Here is a 19,893-nt window from a genome sequence, read left to right as displayed (position 1 = left end):
GCACCAGCCGGCGCACCTGACGCTGAAGGATGCGAGCGTGCCGGTGAACGTGAACCTGCGCACGTATGCGGGCCCGGAAGCGCGCTTCTGTCCGGCCGGCGTCTACGAGTTCATCAAGAACGATAGCAACGAAGATCGCCTGCAGATCAACGCGCAGAACTGCGTACACTGCAAGACCTGCGACATCAAGGACCCGACGCAGAACATCGTGTGGGTGACGCCGGAAGGCGGCGGCGGGCCGAACTACCCGAACATGTAACGCCTGATCGCGCCTAAGTGCGCGAACGAACTGGAGACGAACGATGAGCAATGCAGCGAAAGAAGTCGTGGTGGTGAGCGGCGTCCGTACCGCGATCGGTGATTTCGGCGGGAGCCTGAAGGACTTCGCGCCGACGGAACTGGGTGCGAAGGTCGTGCGCGAAGTGCTGTCGCGCGCGAACGTGTCCGGCGATGCGGTCGGCCACGTCGTGTTCGGCCACGTCGTGAACACGGAACCGAAGGACATGTATCTCGCGCGCGTCGCGGCGATCGACGGCGGCGTTGCGCAGCACACGCCGGCGCTGACCGTGAACCGCCTGTGCGGTTCGGGCCTGCAGGCGATCGTGTCGGCCGCGCAGACGATCATGCTCGGCGACGCCGACGTCGCGATCGGCGGCGGTGCGGAGAACATGACCCGCGCGCCGTACAGCGTGCCGGCCGCGCGCTTCGGGCAGCGGATGGGCGACGCGAAGCTCGTCGACATGATGCTCGGCGCGCTGCACGACCCGTTCCAGTCGATCCACATGGGCGTGACCGCCGAGAACGTCGCGCGCAAGTACGGCATCACGCGCGACGACCAGGACGCGCTCGCGCTCGAGTCGCATCGCCGCGCGGCGCGCGCGATCGCCGAAGGGCGTTTCAAGGATCAGATCCTGCCGATCGCGATTCGCACGAAGAAGGGCGAGGTCGCATTCGATACCGACGAGCACGTGCGCCAGGAAGCGAGCTCCGACGATTTCACGAAGCTCAAGCCGGTGTTCGCGAAGGAGAACGGCACGGTGACGGCCGGCAACGCGTCGGGCATCAACGACGCGGCGGCCGCCGTGCTGATGATGAGCGCGGACGCAGCACGTGCGCAGGGCGTGAAGCCGCTCGCGCGGCTCGTGTCGTATGCGCATGCGGGTGTCGATCCGGCGTACATGGGGATCGGCCCGGTGCCGGCCACGCAGAAGGCGCTCGAGCGCGCGGGGCTGACGATTGCCGATCTCGACGTGATCGAGGCGAATGAAGCGTTCGCCGCACAGGCGTGCGCGGTGACGAAGGAGCTCGGCCTCGATCCGGCGAAGGTGAACCCGAACGGCTCGGGCATCTCGCTCGGCCACCCGATCGGCGCGACGGGCGCATTGATCACGGTCAAGGCGCTGTACGAACTGAAGCGCATCGGCGGCCGCTACGCGCTGGTCACGATGTGCATCGGCGGCGGGCAGGGGATTGCGGCGATCTTCGAAAACCTTCAATAATCGAACGCTCAGTACCCGACCACAGGAATCGTGATGGCAATCGAAACCGTAGGCGTCATCGGCGCCGGAACCATGGGCAACGGCATTGCGCAGACCGCCGCCGTTGCAGGACTCAACGTCGTGATGATCGACGTCAACGAAGCGGCGCTCGAGAAGGGCGTCGCGACGCTGAAAGGCAGCCTCGACCGGCTCGTGTCGAAGGACAAGCTCGATGCCGCGACGCGCGACGCTGCGCTCGCGCGCATCGAGACATCGACCGATTACCAGCGGCTGGCCGTGGCCGACATCGTGATCGAAGCGGCGACCGAGAATGTCGAGCTGAAGGCGCGCATCCTGAAGCAGATCGAAGCGGTGGTGCGCGCGGACGCGATCATCGCGACGAACACGTCGTCGATCTCGATCACCGCGCTCGCCGCGCCGCTCGGCGACCCGTCGCGCTTCGTCGGCATGCACTTCTTCAACCCGGTGCCGCTGATGCCGCTCGTCGAGATCATCCGCGGGTTGCAGACGAGCGATGCGACGGCGGCGGCGGTGCGCGCGCTGACCGAGCGCTTCGACAAGTCGCCGATCGGCGTGCGCAACTCGCCGGGGTTCGTCGTCAACCGTATCCTGGTGCCGATGATCAACGAGGCGTTCTTCGTGCTGGCCGAAGGGATCGCGTCGGCCGAGGAGATCGACCAGGGGATGAAGCTGGGTGCGAACCATCCGATCGGGCCGCTCGCGCTCGCGGATCTCGTCGGGCTCGACGTATGCCTTGCGGTGATGGACGTGTTCCTGAAGGACTTCGGCGATCCGAAGTACCGCGCGTGCCCGCTGCTGCGCGAGATGGTCACGGCCGGTCGCCTCGGGCGCAAGACGGGGCGCGGGGTTTACGACTACAGCAAGTAACGTGCTGGACGGCGGGCGCGTCGCGCGCCCGTCTTCACCGTCTTCAATGAAATACCGCTGCCGGCACCGTGCCGCCGCATTGCGCGGCCGCACGGCGCTGCGCGTTTACGCGCCGGCAAGCACGTCGTCGCGATGGACGCGGAGCCAGTCCGCCGTCGCGTGTTCCTCGCTCGCCGAATCGCCGTTCGTGAGCGACGTGATCGGCGACGGAACGCCGCCGATACGGCGTGCCGCGGCGACCTGCGCGCTCCCGGGGCGCGCCACGCTCATGCAGCAGGCGCAACAGAAGCCCCCGCGATCCCGTGCCTGGCCAGCGATTGCGTGACGAACCCGGATGCCTTCATCTCTTCGACGAAACCGCGAAGCACATTCGCTGCCGCCTCACCGCGGCTCTTCGGCGTGCCCATCGCCTGCCGGATCACCATGAAGCGCTCGTCGAGCAGACGAAGCCCCGGCGTCTGCCGTGCGTCGGCTTCGAGCTGCTGCTTCACGCCTGCAGCGACTTCCAGCCCTTGCTCGACAAACGTCGGCACGACCGCCGGCGACGTCGGCGCACGCACGATCTGCGCGGCCTTCAGTTCGCGCGTGAGGAACAGGTCGTAGGCGCTGCCCTTGCCGACGGCCACCCGGTTGTGCGCGTGATCGACGTCCTGGTTCGTGCGGATCGGCGAATCGTCGCGCACGAGATAGAAGCCTTCGATCAGCACGTACGGCGTGGTGAACGCGATCGTTTCGCCGCGTAACGGATCGATGGCAAAGAACCCGAAGTCGGCGCGTTCCTCGCTCACGGCCTGCACCGATTTCGCTGCGGTGTCGAACACGACCAGCTCCAGTTCGACCGACAAGCGTTCTGCGAACGCACGCGCAAGGTCGACCGACACGCCGAATGGTTCGCCGGTCGCGGGGTCGCGGTTCGCGAGGATCGGATTGCCGAGATTGATCGACGCACGGAGCTTGCCGGTGGGCGCAAATGCGGAAACAACGGACGGATCAATGGTCATGAAGGTTCTCGTGGTGACCGCATTCGACGGAAGCGGGATCAGGGTTCAAGGAATTCGCTGATGCGCGACAACGCGTCGCGCGTATGCAGCAGGTGTTCGTCGGCTTCGACCGCCATGCCCGCACGATACCTCAATCGCAATCGCAACCACCACCGTCATCGCGCCTCTGTCGCGCGATGTCTGCGACGTCCGGCCCGGATGGATGACGCAGTTCCGCCTGATCCGCCCGAAACCCGCCCGGCGAATGCCCCGTCCATTTCCGGAACGCGCGATGAAACGCGCTCGGTTCGGAAAAACCCAGCTCGACCGCAATATCGGCCACGCTGCGCGTGCCGTCGCGCAGCAGCGACTGCGCCATCACGCTGCGCATTTCATCCTTGATCGCCGCGAAGCTCTGCCCTTCGCTGCGCAGGCGCCGCCGCAGCGTCGCAGGCGGCATGTCGAGCTGCGTGGCCAGCGTGTCGAAGCATGGCCACTCCGCCGCCGGCATCGCCTTCAGGTGCGCGCGGATTTTCGCGACCCAGCCCGTGTCGTGCCGATAGCGCACGAGAATATTCGCGGGCGCACCTCGCAGGAAGGTCTTCAGCGCCTGCTCGGAGCGGATCGTCGGCAGCGCCAGGAAGGCGGCGTCGAACGTCAGCCGGCTGTCGGGCTGGCCGAAATGAACGGGCGCGCCGAAGAAATGGCCGTAATCGGCGCGATGCTCGGGGCTCGGGCACGCGAAATCGATGCGCCGCAGCGGAATGCGCCGCCCGACGAGCCAGCACGCGAGCCCGAGCAGGATCAGCCAGAACGTGCGGTACGCAAACGCGGGGCGCGGCGCGCCGACATCGGCGAGCACGATCCGCGCCTCGCCGCCGGCCACCTGCAGCCGGCCGTGCGGATGGTCGAGCACCACGCGCAGGAACCTGAGCGAGCGTCGCAGCGCCTGCTCGAGCGTGGCCGTATGCAGCACGGCATGGCAGAGCAGCGCGAAGCTGCCGACCCGCATCGGCCGCGCGGCCAGGCCGAAGAACTCGTCGTCGAGCGCTTCCGCCATCGCGAGCCACAGCCGCCCGTACTGCTGAACCGTGACCGGCGCGTCGACGCCGGCGGGCAGGCCGGCCGCGCGCAGCAGCGGCGCGACGTCGACGCCCTGCCGGCGCAGGCTCGCCAGCGCATCCTCGACAAACCCCGGCGCAATCATCTGCCGTTCCATCCCTCCATCCTCCCGACATGGCAAATCCGATCAAAATCCTAGACCCGATTTGTCATTGTTTGCAATGTCGGCGATCACTACCATCAGGTACGGATCTGCCGCGCCAACCCGAACCGACAGGGCGGCAGCGATACAACGGGAGGAGACACCCATGTCAGACCAATCCGTCGCCCGCACGCTGCCGGCTTATGCCGACGCGGCGGCCGGCTTCAGCATCGACACGGCCGCGGCGGCGTTGCACGGCGATCTCGCGCGCGGGCTGAACGCATGCGTCGAATGCTGCGACCGGCACGTGGCGGCCGGCCGGACGGCGCTCGACTGGATCGACGCGAGCGGCCGGCACCACAGCTTCAGCTTCGCGCAGATGCAGGCGCTGTCCGCGCGGGTCGCCAATCTCCTGACCGCACAAGGCGTGCGGCCCGGCGACGTGGTCGCCGGCCTGCTGCCGCGCACGCCGGAACTGCTGGCGACCGTGCTCGGCGTCTGGCGCGCGGGCGCCGTCTATCAGCCGCTGTTCACCGCGTTCGGACCGAAGGCGATCGAGCACCGGCTGCGCATGAGCGAAGCGAAACTCGTCGTGACCAACCTGGCGAACCGCGCCAAGCTCGACGACGTCGCGTACTGCCCGCCAGTGGCGACGGTGCGCGAGCCGGGCACGCTGCTGCCTGCCGGCGACATCGATTTCCGCGCCGCGCTCGATGCGCAGCCCGACACGTTCGAGCCCGTGCCGCGCAAGGGGACGGACCTGTTCATGATGATGTCGACGTCGGGCACGACCGGGCTGCCGAAGGGCGTGCCGGTGCCGCTCCATGCGCTGCTCGCGTTCGGCGCGTACATGCGCGACGCGGTGGACCTGCGTCCCGAAGACCGCTTCTGGAACATCGCCGACCCGGGCTGGGCGTACGGCCTCTATTACGCGATCACCGGGCCGCTGCTGCTCGGCCATGCGACGACGCTCTACGAGAGCAGCTTCACGGTCGACGGCACCTACGACGTGATCGCGCGGCTCGGCATCACCAATCTCGCAGGCTCGCCGACTGCGTACCGGCTGCTGATGGCGGCCGGGTCCGGGCCGGCCAGCCGCATCAAGGGCCAATTGCGTGTCGTCAGCAGCGCGGGCGAACCGCTGAATCCGGAAGTGATCCGCTGGTTCGACAGCGAACTCGGCGCGCCGATTCACGACCACTACGGGCAAACGGAAACCGGCATGGTCGTGAACAACCATCACGGGCTTGCGCATCCGGTCCATCCGGGCTCGGCCGGCCTCGCGATGCCCGGCTACCGCGTGGCGGTGCTCGACGACGCGGGCCGCGAACTCGGGCCGAACCAGCCGGGCGTGCTTGCCGTCGACATCGCCCGATCGCCGCTGCTGTGGTTCTCGGGCTACTGGCAGCAGGAAACGCCCGCAATCGCCGGCGGCTACTACCGCACCGGCGACAGCGTCGAACTCGAGCCGGACGGCAGCATCAGCTTCATCGGCCGCGCGGACGACGTGATCACGTCGGCCGGCTACCGGATCGGTCCGTTCGACGTCGAAAGCGCGCTGATCGAGCATCCGGCGGTGATGGAGGCGGCCGTGATCGGCGTGCCCGATCCCGAGCGGACCGAGATCGTCAAGGCGTACGTCGTGCTGTCGGCGGGTTATGCGGGCTCGTCGGCGCTTGCCGACGAGCTGAGCCTGCATGTGAAGAAACGCCTGTCCGCGCATGCGTATCCGCGCGCGGTCGAATTCGTCGACGCGCTGCCGAAGACGCCGAGCGGCAAGATCCAGCGTTTCGTGCTGCGCAAGATGGCGGTCGAACAGAGCACCAATTCCTGAAGGGAGCAACACGAATGAACATCGATAACCGGGTATTCGTCATCACGGGTGCGGGCTCGGGCCTCGGCGCCGCGGTGGCGCGCATGGTCGTCGCACAGGGCGGCCGGGCCATGCTGCTCGACATCAACGCGGACGCCGTGGCCGGCGTCGCGCGCGAACTCGGCGCGGCGGCGCGCTTTGCGGCGGCCGACGTGACGAGCGAGACGGACGGACAGGCCGCGATCGCGGCCACGCTCGACGCGTTCGGGCGAATCGACGGGCTCGTGAACTGCGCGGGTGTCGCGCCGGGCGAGAAGGTCGTCGGGCGCGACGGGCCGCACCGGCTCGACAGCTTCGCGCGCGCGGTGTCGATCAACCTCGTCGGCACGTTCAACATGATGCGGCTCGCAGCCGACGCGATGTCGAAGCAGGATGCCGACGCGGGCGGCGAACGCGGCGTGATCGTCAACACGGCGTCGGTCGCCGCGTTCGACGGACAGATCGGGCAGGCCGCCTATGCAGCGTCGAAGGCCGGCGTGGCGGGGATGACGCTGCCGGTGGCGCGCGAACTCGCGCGCTTCGGCGTCCGCGTGGTGACGATCGCGCCGGGCATCTTCGAGACGCCGATGCTGACCGGGATGCCGCAGGAAGTGCAGGACTCGCTGGGCAAGAGCGTGCCGTTCCCGTCGCGTCTCGGGCGGCCCGACGAATTCGCGGCGCTGGTGCGCCATATCGCCGAGAACCCGATGCTGAACGGCGAGGTCATTCGGCTCGATGGCGCGTTGCGCATGGCGCCGCGCTGATATTCAAGGAGAGGCAATCATGACGACACAGGATCCGATTGTCATCGTCGGTGCGGCACGCACCCCGATGGGCGGTTTTCAGGGCGAGCTGTCCTCCGCCGCCGCAAGCGACCTCGGCGCGGTGGCGATCCGCGCCGCGCTCGAGCGCGCGGGCTTGCCGGCCGAACAGATCGAGGAGATCGTGTTCGGCTGCGTGCTGCCGGCCGGGCAGGGGCAGGCCCCGGCCCGCCAGGCGGCGCTGAAGGCGGGGCTGCCGCTCGCGGCGGGCGCGACCACGATCAACAAGATGTGCGGCTCCGGCATGAAGGCCGCGATGCTCGCGCACGACCTGCTGGTCGCGGGCACCGCGAACGCGATGGTCGCGGGCGGCATGGAGAGCATGAGCAATGCGCCCTACCTGCTGCCGAAGGCGCGCGGCGGTTACCGGATGGGACATGGCCAGGTGCTCGACCACATGTTCCTCGACGGCCTCGAAGACGCCTACGACAAAGGCCGCCTGATGGGCACCTTCGCCGAAGATTGTGCGCAATCCTACGGGTTCACGCGCGAAGCGCAGGATGCGTTCGCAATCGCGTCGCTCACGCGTGCGCAGAAGGCGATCGCGGAAGGCCGCTTCGCCGCCGAAGTGGCGCCGGTGCGCGTGAGCGCGGGCAAGACGGAAACGGTGGTGAGCATCGACGAGCAGCCGGGCAAGGCGAGGCTCGACAAGATTCCGACGCTCAAGCCGGCGTTCCGCGAAGGCGGCACGGTGACGGCCGCGAACTCGTCGTCGATCTCGGACGGCGCAGCTGCGCTCGTGATGATGCGCCGCTCGGAAGCGGAAAAGCGCGGCCTCACTCCGAAAGCGGTAATCGTCGGACACGCGACGTATGCGGACAAGCCGGGCCTGTTCGCGACGGCGCCGATCGGTGCGCTGCGCAGGCTGTCGGAGAAGACCGGCTGGCGGCTTGGCGACGTCGACCTGTTCGAGATCAACGAGGCGTTCGCGGTGGTCGCGATGGCGGCGATGCGTGATCTCGACCTGCCGCACGACAAGGTCAACGTGCATGGCGGCGCGTGCGCGCTCGGCCACCCGATCGGCGCGTCGGGCGCGCGCGTGATGGTCACGCTGCTCGCGGCGCTCGAGACGTACGGCCTGACGCGCGGCGTGGCGTCGCTGTGCATCGGCGGCGGCGAAGCGACGGCGATCGCGATCGAACGTATTGCGTGATGGGGTGGCGCGGATCCGGTTTCGTCCGGATCCGCGACGTCATTGAAGGCGGAGCGGCGCATGAGCGCGGCCGGATGGCCGTGCACATGCGCCGCTTCGCATTGCCGGCTACTTCACCGGCGGCTCGTTGTATCGCACGCTGTCCGGAAGTAAACGATAAGGTATGCGAAGTTGTTGGGGAGCGCGCGCGTGATGATTGGTGCGCTGAAGGATGAGCGAGAAGCCTGTTTCGCGCCCGCGCCGCGCTTGAGCCGGACGCCGGACGGGATTCAGGGGCGCGCCCGTCGTTGCGGGCGCGCCCGCCCCCTCGCCACCACGGCATGGCAAATATGCTCACCGCGATTGAGCGGGTTGGGCATCGACGGCCGGCCCGACATTGCTTAGCTTTGACGATCCGGCGCGCTTATCCGCGCGCCGGAATCGCGACGCGCTGCAGGCGGATTCGCCCGCGGCGCGGCACGGCGCACGGACCGGCAACCGGCCGCGCGTCCTTCTATATCAGCGTGAGACACAATCGAGCGTGGAGACGACACGAATGAGCCTGTCAGAGCCATTGCGTCTGCATGTGCCGGAGCCGACAGGGCGTCCGGGCTGCAAGACCGACTTTTCCTACCTGCATCTATCGCCGGCCGGTGCGATCCGGCGCCCGCCGATCGATGTCCCGGCGGCAGATACCGCCGATCTCGCCCGCAGCCTCGTGCGCGTGCTCGACGAGCACGGCGCAGCCGTCGGCCCGTGGGCGCCGGACCTTGACGACGCGCAGCTGATCGCCGGGTTGCGCACGATGCTGAAGACCCGCATCTTCGACGCACGGATGCTGATCGCGCAGCGCCAGAAAAAGATCTCCTTCTACATGCTGAGCCTCGGCGAGGAGGCGATCGGCTCTGCGCATGCGATGGCCTTGCAGCACGGCGACATGTGCTTCCCGACCTACCGGCAGCAGAGCATCCTGATCGCGCGCGACGTGCCGCTCGAACGGATGATCTGCCAGCTGATGTCGAACGAAGGCGACCCGCTGAAGGGCCGCCAGCTCCCGGTGATGTACTCGGAACGCGACGCGGGCTTCTTCTCGATCTCCGGCAATCTCGCGACGCAGTTCATCCAGGCCGTCGGCTGGGCGATGGCGTCGGCGATCAAGGGCGATACGCGCATCGCGTCGGCCTGGATCGGCGACGGCGCGACGGCCGAAGCGGATTTCCACACCGCGCTCACGTTCGCGCACGTGTATCGCGCGCCCGTCGTGCTGAATGTCGTCAACAACCAGTGGGCGATCTCGACGTTCCAGGCCATCGCGGGCGGCGAGGGAACGACGTTCGCCGGGCGCGGCGTCGGCTGCGGGATCGCGTCGCTGCGGGTGGACGGCAACGACTTCCTCGCGGTGTACGCCGCGTCGCGCTGGGCGGCCGAGCGTGCGCGCCGCAACCTCGGCCCGACGCTGATCGAATGGGTCACGTATCGCGCCGGCGCGCACTCGACGTCGGACGATCCGTCGAAATACCGGCCGGGCGACGACTGGACGCATTTCCCGCTGGGCGACCCGATCGACCGCTTCAAGCGCCACCTGATCGCGAAGGGCATCTGGTCCGACAGCGCGCACGACGCGCTCGCGGCGGAGCTCGAGGCCGAAGTGATCGCCGCACAGAAGGCGGCCGAGCAATACGGCTCGCTCGCCGACGAGCGGATTCCGAGCCCGGCGTCGATGTTCGACGACGTCTACAAGGAACTGCCCGCGCACCTGCGCCGGCAGCGTCAGGAACTGGGAGCGTGACGATGGCAGAACGGGAAGCAACGACGGGAACGCAGCCGATGACGATGATTCAGGCGCTGCGTTCCGCGATGGACGTGATGCTCGGACGCGACGACGACGTCGTCGTGTTCGGCCAGGACGTCGGCTATTTCGGCGGCGTGTTCCGCTGCACCGAGGGGCTGCAGACGAAATACGGCAAGTCGCGCGTGTTCGACGCGCCGATTTCCGAAGGCGGGATCGTCGGCGCGGCGGTCGGGATGGGCGCATACGGCCTGCGGCCGGTGTGCGAGATCCAGTTCGCCGACTACTTCTACCCGGCATCGGATCAGATCGTGTCGGAAGGTGCGCGGCTGCGCTACCGGTCCGCCGGGCAGTTCACCGCGCCGCTCACGATCCGGATGCCGTGCGGCGGCGGGATCTACGGCGGCCAGACGCACAGCCAGAGCCCGGAGGCGATGTTCACGCAGGTGTGCGGGCTGCGCACGGTGATGCCGTCGAATCCTTACGACGCGAAGGGGCTCCTGATCGCGGCCATCGAGAACGACGATCCGGTGATTTTCCTGGAGCCGAAGCGGCTCTACAACGGGCCGTTCGACGGCCATCACGAGCGGCCCGTCACACCGTGGCAGAAGCATCCGGCGAGCGCTGTGCCCGAGGGCTACTACACGGTGCCGCTCGACTCGGCGGCCATCGTGCGACCGGGCAACGACGTGACGGTGCTGACCTACGGCACGACGGTGCACGTGTCGCTCGCGGCGGCAGCGGAGACCGGCATCGACGCCGAGGTGATCGACCTGCGCACGCTGTGGCCGCTCGATCTCGACACGGTTGTCGCGTCGGTGCGCAAGACCGGGCGCTGCGTCGTGGTTCACGAGGCGACCCGCACCTGCGGCTACGGCGCGGAGCTCGTGTCGCTCGTGCAGGAGCATTGCTTCTACCACCTGGAGGCGCCGGTCGAACGCACGACCGGCTGGGACACGCCGTATCCGCATGCGCAGGAGTGGGCGTATTTCCCCGGCCCGGCACGGGTCGGCGATGCATTGCGGCGAGTCATGGAGGCCTGACATGGGTGTACACGTCATCAAGATGCCGGATATCGGCGAAGGAATCGCCGAGGTCGAGCTGGTGGCCTGGCATGTGGAAGTCGGGCAGACGATCGCGGAAGACCAGCCGCTCGCCGATGTGATGACCGACAAGGCGGCGGTCGAGATCCCGTCGCCCGTCGCGGGCAAGGTGCTCGCACTCGGCGGCCGGATCGGCGAGTCGATGGCGGTCGGCAGCGAGCTGATCCGCCTCGAGGTCGAAGGCGAAGGCAACCTGAAACCCGGTGCAGATGGACACGCGAGTGAACCGAAGGAGGCCGCCGCTGCGCTGGTAGCGATGCCGGTCGAGGCACCCGTCGCCGCACAGGTCGACGCGCCGGCGCAGCGGTCGGTCGGCGCGGATCGCCGCGCGAGCCCGGCACACGCGGAGCCACGACGCGCTGAGCAACCGGCGGCGCCGCGCGCGGCGCTCGCGCCCGGCGAACGGCCGCTCGCTTCGCCGGCGGTGCGCCGGCGTGCGTGGGACATGGGCATCGAGCTGCGCTACGTGCGCGGCACGGGCGACGCCGGAAGGATCCTGCACGACGATCTCGACGCGTACGCACAGGCGGGCGGCCCGGCTGGCATCGCGGCCGCGCGCGGCTACGCGCAGCGGACCGACGAGACCGAGGTGCCGGTGATCGGCCTGCGCCGCGCGATCGCGCGCAAGATGCAGGAAGCGAAGCGGCGCATCCCGCACTTCAGCTACGTCGAGGAGGTCGACGTCACCGAGCTCGAGACGCTGCGCGCGGAGCTGAACCGCCGCTACGGCGAATCGCGCGGCCGGCTCACGGTGCTGCCGCTGCTGATCCGCGCGATGGTGATCGCGCTGCGCGACTTTCCGCAGATCAACGCGCGCTACGACGACGAGGCGGGCGTCGTGACCCGCTACGGCGCAGTGCACATGGGCGTCGCGACGCAGACCGACGCGGGCCTCACCGTGCCCGTGCTGCGTCACGCGGAGGCGCGCGACGTGTGGTCGATCTCGGCCGAGATCGCACGGCTCGCCGACGCGGTGCGTGCGAACCGTGCGCAACGCGACGAGCTCGTCGGCTCGACGATCACGATTTCGAGCCTCGGTCCGCTCGGCGGCATCGTGTCGACGCCGGTCATCAACCATCCGGAAGTCGGCATCGTCGGCGTGAACCGCATCGTCGAGCGGCCGGCGATCCGCGATGGCGCGATCGTCGCGCGCAAGCTGATGAACCTGTCGTCGTCGTTCGATCACCGCGTCGTCGACGGCATGGACGCAGCCGAATTCATCCAGGCGGTGCGCGGGCTGCTCGAGCGGCCGGCCCTGCTGTTCGTGGAGTGAGCGCCATGCAGAACCTGAACACTACATTGCTCGTGATCGGCGGCGGCCCGGGCGGCTACGTCGCGGCGATCCGCGCGGGGCAGCTCGGCATTCCGACGATGCTCGTCGAGCGCGACCGGCTCGGCGGCACCTGCCTGAACATCGGCTGCATTCCGTCGAAGGCGCTGATCCATGTCGCCGACGCGTTCGAGCAGGCACGCGAACAGGCCGGCGAGGCGGCGCTCGGCATCCGCGTGCGCGCGCCGGAGATCGACATTGAGCGAAGCGTTGCGTGGAAGGACGGCATCGTCGAGAAGCTGACGCGTGGCGTCGGCGCGCTGTTGAAGAAGCACGGCGTGCGCGTGCTGCATGGCGACGCGCGCGTGATCGACGGCAAGACGGTCGAGGTCGTCGCGGGCGGCGAAACGACGCGGATCGGCTGCGAGCACCTGCTGCTCGCGACCGGTTCCGAGCCTGTCGCGTTGCCGTCGATGCCGTTCGGTGGCCATGTCGTGTCGTCCACCGAGGCGCTGTCGCCCGCCACGCTGCCGAAGCGGCTGGTCGTCGTCGGCGCCGGCTACATCGGCCTCGAGCTCGGCACCGTCTATCGCAAGCTCGGCGTCGACGTCAGCGTCGTCGAAGCGGCAGACCGCGTGCTGCCCGCGTACGACGCCGAACTCGTGAAGCCGGTGGCCGATTCGCTGCTGCGGCAAGGCGTCAAGCTGTGGCTCGGCCACAAGGTGCTCGGCCTCGCGGGCGACGGCGGGGTGCGCGTGCAGGCGCCCGACGGCACCGAGCGGACGCTGACGGCCGATCGCGTGCTGGTCGCGGTCGGCCGCCGGCCGCGCGTCGACGGCTTCGGCCTCGAGACGCTGCCGCTCGAGCGTGCCGGCCGCGCGCTGCGCATCGACGATGAATGCCGGACGTCGATGCGCGGCGTGTGGGCGATCGGCGACGTCGCGGGCGAACCGATGCTCGCGCATCGCGCGATGGCGCAGGGCGAGATGGTCGCGGAGCTGATCGCCGGCCGGCGCCGGCAGTTCGTGCCCGCAGCGATACCTGCCGTGTGTTTCACCGACCCGGAGATCGTGACGGCGGGCTGGTCGCCCGACGACGCGCGCTCGGCCGGCGTCGACTGCCTGAGCGCGTCGTTCCCGTTCGCCGCGAACGGCCGCGCGATGACGCTGCAGGCGACGGAGGGTTTCGTGCGCGTGGTTGCGCGGCGGGACACGCACCTGATCGTCGGCTGGCAGGCGGTCGGGCGTGGCGTGTCGGAACTGGCCGCGGCGTTCTCGCAGTCGCTCGAGATGGGCGCGCGGCTCGAAGACGTCGGCGGTACGATCCACGCGCATCCGACGCTCGGCGAAGCGGTGCAGGAGGCGGCGCTGCGCGCGCTCGGCCACGCGCTGCACATCTGAGCGCCTGACCGCCAGGCGGGTGCGGGCCACACCGCTTGGCGGGCCGCCGGATGCGCGTGCGCGTTCGATCCGGCGGCCCCGGTCTCCTGCTTGCCCAGCGTCATCACGCGCTACAGCCAGCGCATCGAAGTCACACTCGCCTAACGCGCCTTGAACAGCGCGGCAAGCACGTCTTCCGCGGGAATCGTGCCGTGCGTCGACGGGCGTTTCCGCCGTGACCTGTTCGTGCCGGCGCGCACGGCTTCCACCCCGGCTTCATCCGGCCGCGCACCCGTATAGATGGCGCGTGGCCGGATGAGCGCCGGGTCTCGGCGTTGCTCCAGTCCGTGCGCGATCCACCCGACCGTGCGGCCGAGCGCGAACAGCCCGAACGCGGCGCCCAGCGGAAGCCGCAAATGCCGGCGCACCGCGACGAGCGCGAAGTCGACGGACGGCTGTTGCCCGACGAGCGAACTCCCCAGATCGATGATGTGCCGCCATCTGGGATGGCTCGGCAGCACGCGCGCCAGCAGCGCAGTCGCGCGCACGTCGCCATCGGGGTAGAGCGGGTGTCCGAACCCGGGCAGGTCGTCGCCGCGAGACAGGCGCTCGCGCATCCTGCGTTCGATGTCGTCGTCGCCGAGTTCGTCCCAGAGCGCTTCGCCGCGCGCGGTGGTGGCGCCGTGCCGCCCGCCCGTCAACCCCGCGAGCCCGCCGATGACCGCCGCGCGCAGGCTCGCGCCGGTCGATGCGATGCAGCGGGCCGTGAAGCTCGATGCGTTCAATTCGTGATCCGCGCACAGCGCGAGCGCCATCCGGATCAATTCCGCGCCCCGGCTGCCGACACCCCACGCACGCGCGCATTGCAGATGGATCGGCGCCGTATCGGGGCGCGTGCCAAGCAGGCACGCAGCCATGATCCGAACGAGATCCGCACAGCCCTGCGCCTGCCGTTGCGCGGATTGTTGCCAGACCGCCGTCGGCGCGTCTTCGCTCGCCACGGTGAAGAGCGGCAGTAAGGATTCCTCTGCACGCCGGCCGGCATAGCGCTTGAACAGCGCGGGCATCGCGGCGGCCGACGGCGGCGCGCGATCGCCGAACGCGGCGTGTTCATCGCACTGCCACAGCAGCGCCGCGACGGTTTCGACGCTCGCGGTCGCCGCGAGATCCAGCGCGTCGATACCGCGATACGACAGCCGGCCGCCTTCGATCAACGTAATCGACGATTCGAGCACGGGCATGCCCCAGTCGAGCGCCGCCCGCGCGACTTCCTTCGGCTTGCGGCCCCGCGCGCGCTGGTTGGCGAGGCGCTCCACGTCGCTCGCGAGATAGCGGCTTTCGCGCTGGCTGCCTTTGCCGTCGGCGCGCAGCAGCCCGCGACTGACGTACGCATACAGCGTCTGACGCGACACGCCGAGGCGCTCCGCGGCTTCGGTCGAGTTCAGGTAGTTCGGCATGTGCGCACCGGTCGATCGATGGGTTGACCAGAATAATCAACGTTGACAATTAAATCGAGCAAAACGATCTTTGATGGACACAACCGACCCGAGGCCACCATGTACGCTGACGAACAGACCCAAACGATGCTTGCCGGCAACAGCGTTCCGGTATTCCGTTTCATGTCCGAATTCTGGCGTGCCGTGGGCGGCGATCCGGAACTCCTGCGTGCGGTCGAGCTGACGGGTTCCGGCGATCTGGTTTCCGTGTTTCGCGTGTCCGACTTCGCGACAGCGGCCATCGGCGCGGCGGGCGTTGCCGCCGCCGAGCTGCTGTCTGTCGTGACCGGGCGCCTGCCTGCGGTGCGTGTCGATCGGCGCCTGGCGTCGCTGTGGTTCGACACGTCGTTGCGTCCGCAAGGGTGGCCGCTTCCGCCTCAATGGGATCCGATCGCCGGAAACTATCGCGCGCGGGATCGCTGGATCCGGCTGCACACCAATGCGCCGCATCACCGTGACGCTGCGTTGAGCGTGCTCGGCTGCCGCGCGGACGCGCAGTCGGTCGTGGACGCGATTGCGCGCTGGGATGCCACTGCGCTCGAAACGGCGATCGTCGAACGCGGCGGCTGTGCGGCCATGATGCTGACAATGCAGGAATGGTCCGCGCATCCGCAGGGGCAGGCCGTCGCGGCCGAGCCGCTGCTCGAGCGCACGAAGCGGTCGAGCGTGGCCGACGGCGGCTGGCAGCCCGCGCCGGATCGGCCGCTCGCCGGCATTCGCGTGCTCGACCTGACGCGCATTCTCGCGGGGCCGGTCGCGACCCGCTTCCTGGCCGGCCTCGGTGCCGACGTGCTGCGGATCGATCCATATGGCTGGGAGGAGCCGAGCGTCGTGCCGGAAGTCGTGCTGGGCAAGCGCTGTGCGCGGCTCGACCTGAAGCTCGAGGCGGGGCGCGCGACGCTCGCGCAGTTGATGCGCGATGCGGATGTCGTCGTCCATGGCTATCGTCCCGACGCACTGGCGCGTCTCGGCTTCGACGCCGACAGCAGAAGGGCGCTGAATCCGGGGATCGTGGACGTGTCGCTCGATGCGTATGGCTGGCGCGGCCCTTGGTGCGGGCGGCGCGGGTTCGACAGCATCGTCCAGATGAGCACGGGCATTGCCGAAGCCGGCATGCGCGCGACGGGAAAGGATCATCCGGTGCCGTTGCCGGTCCAGGGCATCGATCATGGAACGGGCTACCTGATGGCCGCGGCGGTCATCCGCGGGTTGACGGAGCGTTTGCGAGACGGCGTCGCCACGACGGCCCGCGCGTCGCTCGCGCGGACTGCCGCGTTGCTCGTCGCGTATCCGGGATCGGTGGCGGAGTGCGTGCCGCTCGTGCCGGACGGGCCCGCGGACCTCGCCGCGCATACCGAGCCGACTTCATGGGGGCCGGCGCGCAGGATCGTGCCACCGTTGCAGATCGATGGCGCGCCGGTCGCGTGGCCATACCCGGCGCGCGCGCTGGGATCGTCGACGGCGCAGTGGCAGTCACCGGGCAGCAATCAAACAGGCGCGTGAAACGGATCGGGTAGTCGTCGTGAGCGGCGGCGGGACCGGCATCGGTCTCGCCACCGCGAAGTATTTCACCGCGCAGCGGGCGCATATGGTCGTGATCGGACGACGAACTTCGTCATGGGATCCGCGATCACGCAGGCTGGCCCGGGTTCTGCCTGACGATCGCGCCATCTCCGTATTCCCGGAGCACCTTCGCGATGACGACCCGGTAGCCGTCCAGCCAGCGTGCCTGATTCGACTTCGCTTCGATGTGCGACGGATGCCGGATCAACTGCATCAGCGCTTCCTCGGATTCCCAGTAATAGATGTTCTGGATTTGCCCGCTGCTGGCGTTCTCCCAGGTTTCCTCGCCGAGATAACCCGGAATCGCGCGCGCGGCGTCGGCGATCTGCTGGTCGAGGCGATGAAATTCGTCGTCGTATTGACCTGCCCTGAAAATGAAGGTGGACGAGTACACGGGCGCTCCGTCGGCGGTGAATGTGGCAGCACGGAGTGTACGGCATGCGGGGCCGCAATAATCGCCAGGTTGCACACGATCACGAGGCTGTGTGATGTGCAGTCTCGTGATCGCCGTCATCCCGCATCTCGTCCAACCGCTCAACGCCCCGTCTTCAACTGCGCCCACAAACGGTTCTGAAGCCGGCGAATCTCCGGCGACACGGGTTTCAGCAGCGTCATCCTGCTCAGCACTTCGTCCGCCGGATAAACGGCCGGATCGCGCGCGATCGCGGGCTTCACGTACTGGCGCGCGGCCTTGTTCGCGGTCGGATAGAACACCGTGTTGGTGATCGCTGCATTGACCTTCGGATCCAGCACGTAGTTGATCCACTTCAGCGCGGCGTCCTGATTCGGCGCATCCTTCGGGATCACCATCATGTCGAACCAGAGCAGCCCGCCTTCCTTCGGATTCGCGAACTTGATGTCGTACGGGCGCTTCGCTTCCGCGGACCGGCGGTGCGCGATGCCGACGTCGCCCGAGTAGCCGAACGCGACGCAGAGGTCGTTGTTGGCGAGATCGTTGATGTAACCCGACGAATTGAACTGCGTGATGTACGGACGCACTTTCTTGAGCACGTCGTATGCGGCGCGGTAGTCGGCCGGATTCGTGCTGTTCGGGTCCTTGCCCATGTATTGCAGCGTCGCGGCGAACACGTCGACGGCCTGATCGAGGAACGACACGCCGCAACTCTTCAGCTTCGCCATGTTGGCCGGATCGAAGACCAGCGCCCAGCTGTCGACGGGCGCGTTGTCGCCGAGCGCCTTCTTCACCGCCTGCGCGTTGTAGCCGATGCCGTCGGTGCCGTACGCCCACGGTACGCCGTACTGGTTGCCCGGATCGGCATCGGCCACCATCTTCATCAGCAGCGGATCGAGGTTCGACAGATTCGGCAGCTTCGTCTTGTCCAGCTTCCGGTAGACGTCGGCCTGGATCTGCTTGGCCATGTAGTTCGACGTCGGCACGACGACGTCGTAGCCCGAATTGCCCGACATCAGCTTCGCCTGCAACGTGTCGTCGCTGTCGTAGTTGTCGTACCGGACGCGGATGCCGGTCTGCTTCTGGAAATTCGGGATCGTGTCGGGTGCGATGTAGTCGGACCAGTTGTAGATGTTCAGTTCGCCGGCGGCATGGGCCGGGATGCTGGAGAGCGTGGCGACGCCGGAGATCGACACGATGGCGGCGGTTGAGAGGGCGCGGCGAAGCGTTCGAATACGCATGATCGGTTTCCTGTTGATGACTTCAATCGGGTTGCCTGATCAGGTGTCTGTGCCGTTTGCGATGCGCAAGGCTGCCGACGAACGGGCGCAGCGCGAGTCCACCCGCGAGCGCGATCCGTCACCGGTCATGCGACGCGGAGACGACTCAGGACACCTAAGGACGATGCGATGGGAAAAGAGGCGCTACGGCAGCAGCGATGCCACGTCGTCGGTATGGATCGCGACGAACGCGCGCGCGGAGACGGCGTTGTGGCGACGGACGGAGCGGCGGGACAGGATCGTGTAGATCGACAGATGCAGGCGAGGACTATGCCAGCCGAAATTGCCGTCGGAAGGGGATGCCGCGCTGCGCAGACTTCGCGCATCGCCTCGATTCCACCTCAACAGAGGGCCACGGACTCTCACGATTACACTCGACTGGATTGTTGAAAGTATTGAACACCCGAGGGCTCGAACACGACGCGTGTTTCAATTCCCGGAATGACGGCTGCGCCCGGCAATCGTGTTTCGCGGCGCAGCAATTTCGGTTTCGTCAATCGAATTGAAAGACTGGAACGGTTCGAATCGTCAGGATATACCGGCTTTCAGCGTCATCAATAAAATTTTTGTAAGGATGCGTCGGTATTTTCCCTAGTCATCAGGTCGTGCCGGTATTCGATCGGGAAGGCAGCCGAACGGGAATGGATAACGCAGGACGAAGGTTTTCCACTGATCAATGCGCGTGCAAAGTGATGAGAATATTCAACGCGATGCGCACGCTGGCTTGCCGTCTTTTACGTGCATCGGAACTACTCGCGCGAGCAGATTCACTTCTGGCTGGAGGGACGCACGCCGGCGATGTATGTCGACGCGATCCGGCGCGGTGCGCTGTGGGTTGCCGACGACGGCGACATGCTCGGCTTTGTCGAAACGGCCGGCGATGAACTGACGAAGTTGTTCGTGCGCGGCGACCGCGTTCGTGTCGGGTTGGGCAAGGCATTGCTCGACAAGGCCGGATCCGAAATCGCGCGCAACGGACACAGCCGCGTGTATTTCGAGGCGACGACAAATGCCTGTCCGTTTTATGAACGGCATGGGTTCGTCATCGTCGGGACAGGCCACTTCTCCCATGGGAACAGTCCGACCCGGCTGGAGATCGTGCAAATGGAGAGAAGCTTGCCGCTCGAGTAGGTGACTCGGCTGCGGGTTCGAGTCGAAGGATGCGTTCCACTTTGAACCCGGCCAGAACTTGCAGGAGAGCGCCGAGCGTCATTGACAACTGGCG

The 19,893-nt window shown here is 67.8% G+C and carries 20 protein-coding genes; 13 read left to right on the top strand and 7 right to left on the bottom strand.

The window, feature by feature from the left end; all coding sequences use genetic code 11:
* The 3 genes from ACV22Z_RS35160 to ACV22Z_RS35150 all read left to right on the top strand — a co-directional run.
* On the top strand, nucleotides 1–259 hold a 259-nt coding region (locus ACV22Z_RS35160), incomplete at its 5' end, for a 4Fe-4S dicluster domain-containing protein (protein WP_448080852.1).
* Nucleotides 260–302: 43 nt separating this feature from the next.
* A complete protein-coding gene (gene bktB, locus ACV22Z_RS35155) occupies nucleotides 303–1,499 on the top strand; it encodes a beta-ketothiolase BktB (protein ID WP_448080851.1) in 1,197 nt (398 codons plus the stop codon).
* Nucleotides 1,500–1,532: 33 nt separating this feature from the next.
* Nucleotides 1,533–2,387, top strand: a complete 855-nt coding sequence (locus ACV22Z_RS35150; RefSeq protein ID WP_448080850.1) for a 3-hydroxybutyryl-CoA dehydrogenase — start codon at nucleotides 1,533–1,535, stop codon at nucleotides 2,385–2,387.
* 105 nt (nucleotides 2,388–2,492) lie between these two features.
* On the opposite strand, the gene ACV22Z_RS35145 is transcribed toward ACV22Z_RS35150, so the two are convergent.
* The 3 genes from ACV22Z_RS35145 to ACV22Z_RS35135 all read right to left on the bottom strand — a co-directional run bounded on the left by ACV22Z_RS35145 (nucleotide 2,493) and on the right by ACV22Z_RS35135 (nucleotide 4,586).
* Nucleotides 2,493–2,657, bottom strand: a complete 165-nt coding sequence (locus ACV22Z_RS35145; protein ID WP_448080849.1) for a hypothetical protein — start codon at nucleotides 2,655–2,657, stop codon at nucleotides 2,493–2,495.
* Complete coding sequence (locus tag ACV22Z_RS35140) at nucleotides 2,654–3,388, bottom strand: ABC transporter substrate-binding protein (protein WP_448080848.1); 735 nt, start codon at nucleotides 3,386–3,388, stop codon at nucleotides 2,654–2,656. Before ACV22Z_RS35140 ends, ACV22Z_RS35145 begins: the two co-directional genes overlap by 4 nt.
* A 130-nt stretch (nucleotides 3,389–3,518) precedes the next feature.
* Nucleotides 3,519–4,586 carry an AraC family transcriptional regulator gene (locus ACV22Z_RS35135; RefSeq protein WP_448080847.1) on the bottom strand — a complete coding sequence of 356 codons (1,068 nt, stop codon included), beginning with the start codon at nucleotides 4,584–4,586 and terminating at the stop codon, nucleotides 3,519–3,521.
* Nucleotides 4,587–4,737: 151 nt separating this feature from the next.
* Here ACV22Z_RS35135 and ACV22Z_RS35130 point away from each other — a divergent pair, with 151 nt between their 5' ends.
* From ACV22Z_RS35130 to lpdA, 7 genes are all read left to right on the top strand, one after another.
* Nucleotides 4,738–6,405, top strand: a complete 1,668-nt coding sequence (locus ACV22Z_RS35130; RefSeq protein ID WP_448080846.1) for an acyl-CoA synthetase — start codon at nucleotides 4,738–4,740, stop codon at nucleotides 6,403–6,405.
* 14 nt (nucleotides 6,406–6,419) lie between these two features.
* Nucleotides 6,420–7,187 carry a 3-hydroxyacyl-CoA dehydrogenase gene (locus ACV22Z_RS35125; RefSeq protein WP_448080845.1) on the top strand — a complete coding sequence of 256 codons (768 nt, stop codon included), beginning with the start codon at nucleotides 6,420–6,422 and terminating at the stop codon, nucleotides 7,185–7,187.
* A gap of 19 nt (nucleotides 7,188–7,206) precedes the next feature.
* Entirely contained in the window at nucleotides 7,207–8,397 is a 1,191-nt protein-coding gene (locus ACV22Z_RS35120) for an acetyl-CoA C-acyltransferase (protein ID WP_448080844.1), read from the top strand.
* Between the two features lie 535 nt (nucleotides 8,398–8,932).
* Nucleotides 8,933–10,165 carry a thiamine pyrophosphate-dependent enzyme gene (locus ACV22Z_RS35115; RefSeq protein ID WP_448080843.1) on the top strand — a complete coding sequence of 411 codons (1,233 nt, stop codon included), beginning with the start codon at nucleotides 8,933–8,935 and terminating at the stop codon, nucleotides 10,163–10,165.
* Between the two features lie 2 nt (nucleotides 10,166–10,167).
* A complete protein-coding gene (locus ACV22Z_RS35110) occupies nucleotides 10,168–11,208 on the top strand; it encodes an alpha-ketoacid dehydrogenase subunit beta (protein WP_448080842.1) in 1,041 nt (346 codons plus the stop codon).
* A gap of 1 nt (nucleotide 11,209) precedes the next feature.
* On the top strand, nucleotides 11,210–12,541 hold the full coding sequence (locus ACV22Z_RS35105) for a dihydrolipoamide acetyltransferase family protein (protein ID WP_448080841.1): 1,332 nt from the start codon (nucleotides 11,210–11,212) through the stop codon (nucleotides 12,539–12,541).
* 5 nt (nucleotides 12,542–12,546) lie between these two features.
* Nucleotides 12,547–13,938: a dihydrolipoyl dehydrogenase gene (lpdA, locus tag ACV22Z_RS35100; RefSeq protein WP_448080840.1), complete on the top strand. Its 1,392-nt coding sequence runs from the start codon at nucleotides 12,547–12,549 to the stop codon at nucleotides 13,936–13,938.
* Nucleotides 13,939–14,078: 140 nt separating this feature from the next.
* Here the strand turns inward: lpdA and ACV22Z_RS35095 are convergent, their stop codons facing one another.
* Entirely contained in the window at nucleotides 14,079–15,374 is a 1,296-nt protein-coding gene (locus ACV22Z_RS35095; RefSeq protein WP_448080839.1) for a citrate synthase family protein, read from the bottom strand.
* A 99-nt stretch (nucleotides 15,375–15,473) separates the two neighbouring features.
* On the opposite strand from ACV22Z_RS35095, the gene ACV22Z_RS35090 reads away from it, so the two are divergent.
* Nucleotides 15,474–16,916, top strand: coding sequence for a CoA transferase (locus tag ACV22Z_RS35090; protein WP_448080838.1), 1,443 nt, complete (start codon nucleotides 15,474–15,476; stop codon nucleotides 16,914–16,916).
* Between the two features lie 127 nt (nucleotides 16,917–17,043).
* Here the strand turns inward: ACV22Z_RS35090 and ACV22Z_RS35085 are convergent, their stop codons facing one another.
* Both ACV22Z_RS35085 and ACV22Z_RS35080 read right to left on the bottom strand, forming a co-directional pair.
* A complete protein-coding gene (locus tag ACV22Z_RS35085) occupies nucleotides 17,044–17,370 on the bottom strand; it encodes an antibiotic biosynthesis monooxygenase family protein (RefSeq protein WP_448080837.1) in 327 nt (108 codons plus the stop codon).
* A 140-nt stretch (nucleotides 17,371–17,510) separates the two neighbouring features.
* Nucleotides 17,511–18,629 (bottom strand): polyamine ABC transporter substrate-binding protein, encoded by a 1,119-nt coding sequence (locus ACV22Z_RS35080; RefSeq protein ID WP_448080836.1) that lies wholly within the window; start codon nucleotides 18,627–18,629, stop codon nucleotides 17,511–17,513.
* Here ACV22Z_RS35080 and ACV22Z_RS35075 point away from each other — a divergent pair.
* Nucleotides 18,628–18,915, top strand: coding sequence for a hypothetical protein (locus tag ACV22Z_RS35075; protein WP_448080853.1), 288 nt, complete (start codon nucleotides 18,628–18,630; stop codon nucleotides 18,913–18,915). The two genes, ACV22Z_RS35080 and ACV22Z_RS35075, sit on opposite strands and share 2 nt — an antisense overlap.
* Here the strand turns inward: ACV22Z_RS35075 and ACV22Z_RS35070 are convergent.
* Nucleotides 18,813–19,034: a hypothetical protein gene (locus ACV22Z_RS35070; protein WP_448080835.1), complete on the bottom strand. Its 222-nt coding sequence runs from the start codon at nucleotides 19,032–19,034 to the stop codon at nucleotides 18,813–18,815. The genes ACV22Z_RS35075 and ACV22Z_RS35070 overlap by 103 nt on opposite strands.
* Before the next feature lie 432 nt (nucleotides 19,035–19,466).
* Between ACV22Z_RS35070 and ACV22Z_RS35065 the strand changes: the two genes are divergently transcribed.
* On the top strand, nucleotides 19,467–19,799 hold the full coding sequence (locus ACV22Z_RS35065) for a GNAT family N-acetyltransferase (RefSeq protein WP_448080834.1): 333 nt from the start codon (nucleotides 19,467–19,469) through the stop codon (nucleotides 19,797–19,799).
* Nucleotides 19,800–19,893 lie beyond the last annotated feature (94 nt).

The sequence above is a fragment of the Burkholderia sp. PU8-34 genome (assembly GCF_053427725.1).
This window is presented reverse-complemented; position numbering and strand designations above follow the sequence as displayed.

Coding starts and splice junctions, on each gene's coding strand:
- bktB (WP_448080851.1), top strand. CDS start 303: ATGAGCAATGCAGCGAAAGAAGTCGTGGTGGTGAGCGGCGTCCGTACC.
- ACV22Z_RS35150 (WP_448080850.1), top strand. CDS start 1,533: ATGGCAATCGAAACCGTAGGCGTCATCGGCGCCGGAACCATGGGCAAC.
- ACV22Z_RS35145 (WP_448080849.1), bottom strand. CDS start 2,657: ATGAGCGTGGCGCGCCCCGGGAGCGCGCAGGTCGCCGCGGCACGCCGT.
- ACV22Z_RS35140 (WP_448080848.1), bottom strand. CDS start 3,388: ATGACCATTGATCCGTCCGTTGTTTCCGCATTTGCGCCCACCGGCAAG.
- ACV22Z_RS35135 (WP_448080847.1), bottom strand. CDS start 4,586: ATGGAACGGCAGATGATTGCGCCGGGGTTTGTCGAGGATGCGCTGGCG.
- ACV22Z_RS35130 (WP_448080846.1), top strand. CDS start 4,738: ATGTCAGACCAATCCGTCGCCCGCACGCTGCCGGCTTATGCCGACGCG.
- ACV22Z_RS35125 (WP_448080845.1), top strand. CDS start 6,420: ATGAACATCGATAACCGGGTATTCGTCATCACGGGTGCGGGCTCGGGC.
- ACV22Z_RS35120 (WP_448080844.1), top strand. CDS start 7,207: ATGACGACACAGGATCCGATTGTCATCGTCGGTGCGGCACGCACCCCG.
- ACV22Z_RS35115 (WP_448080843.1), top strand. CDS start 8,933: ATGAGCCTGTCAGAGCCATTGCGTCTGCATGTGCCGGAGCCGACAGGG.
- ACV22Z_RS35110 (WP_448080842.1), top strand. CDS start 10,168: ATGGCAGAACGGGAAGCAACGACGGGAACGCAGCCGATGACGATGATT.
- ACV22Z_RS35105 (WP_448080841.1), top strand. CDS start 11,210: ATGGGTGTACACGTCATCAAGATGCCGGATATCGGCGAAGGAATCGCC.
- lpdA (WP_448080840.1), top strand. CDS start 12,547: ATGCAGAACCTGAACACTACATTGCTCGTGATCGGCGGCGGCCCGGGC.
- ACV22Z_RS35095 (WP_448080839.1), bottom strand. CDS start 15,374: ATGCCGAACTACCTGAACTCGACCGAAGCCGCGGAGCGCCTCGGCGTG.
- ACV22Z_RS35090 (WP_448080838.1), top strand. CDS start 15,474: ATGTACGCTGACGAACAGACCCAAACGATGCTTGCCGGCAACAGCGTT.
- ACV22Z_RS35075 (WP_448080853.1), top strand. CDS start 18,628: ATGATCGGTTTCCTGTTGATGACTTCAATCGGGTTGCCTGATCAGGTG.
- ACV22Z_RS35080 (WP_448080836.1), bottom strand. CDS start 18,629: ATGCGTATTCGAACGCTTCGCCGCGCCCTCTCAACCGCCGCCATCGTG.
- ACV22Z_RS35065 (WP_448080834.1), top strand. CDS start 19,467: ATGTATGTCGACGCGATCCGGCGCGGTGCGCTGTGGGTTGCCGACGAC.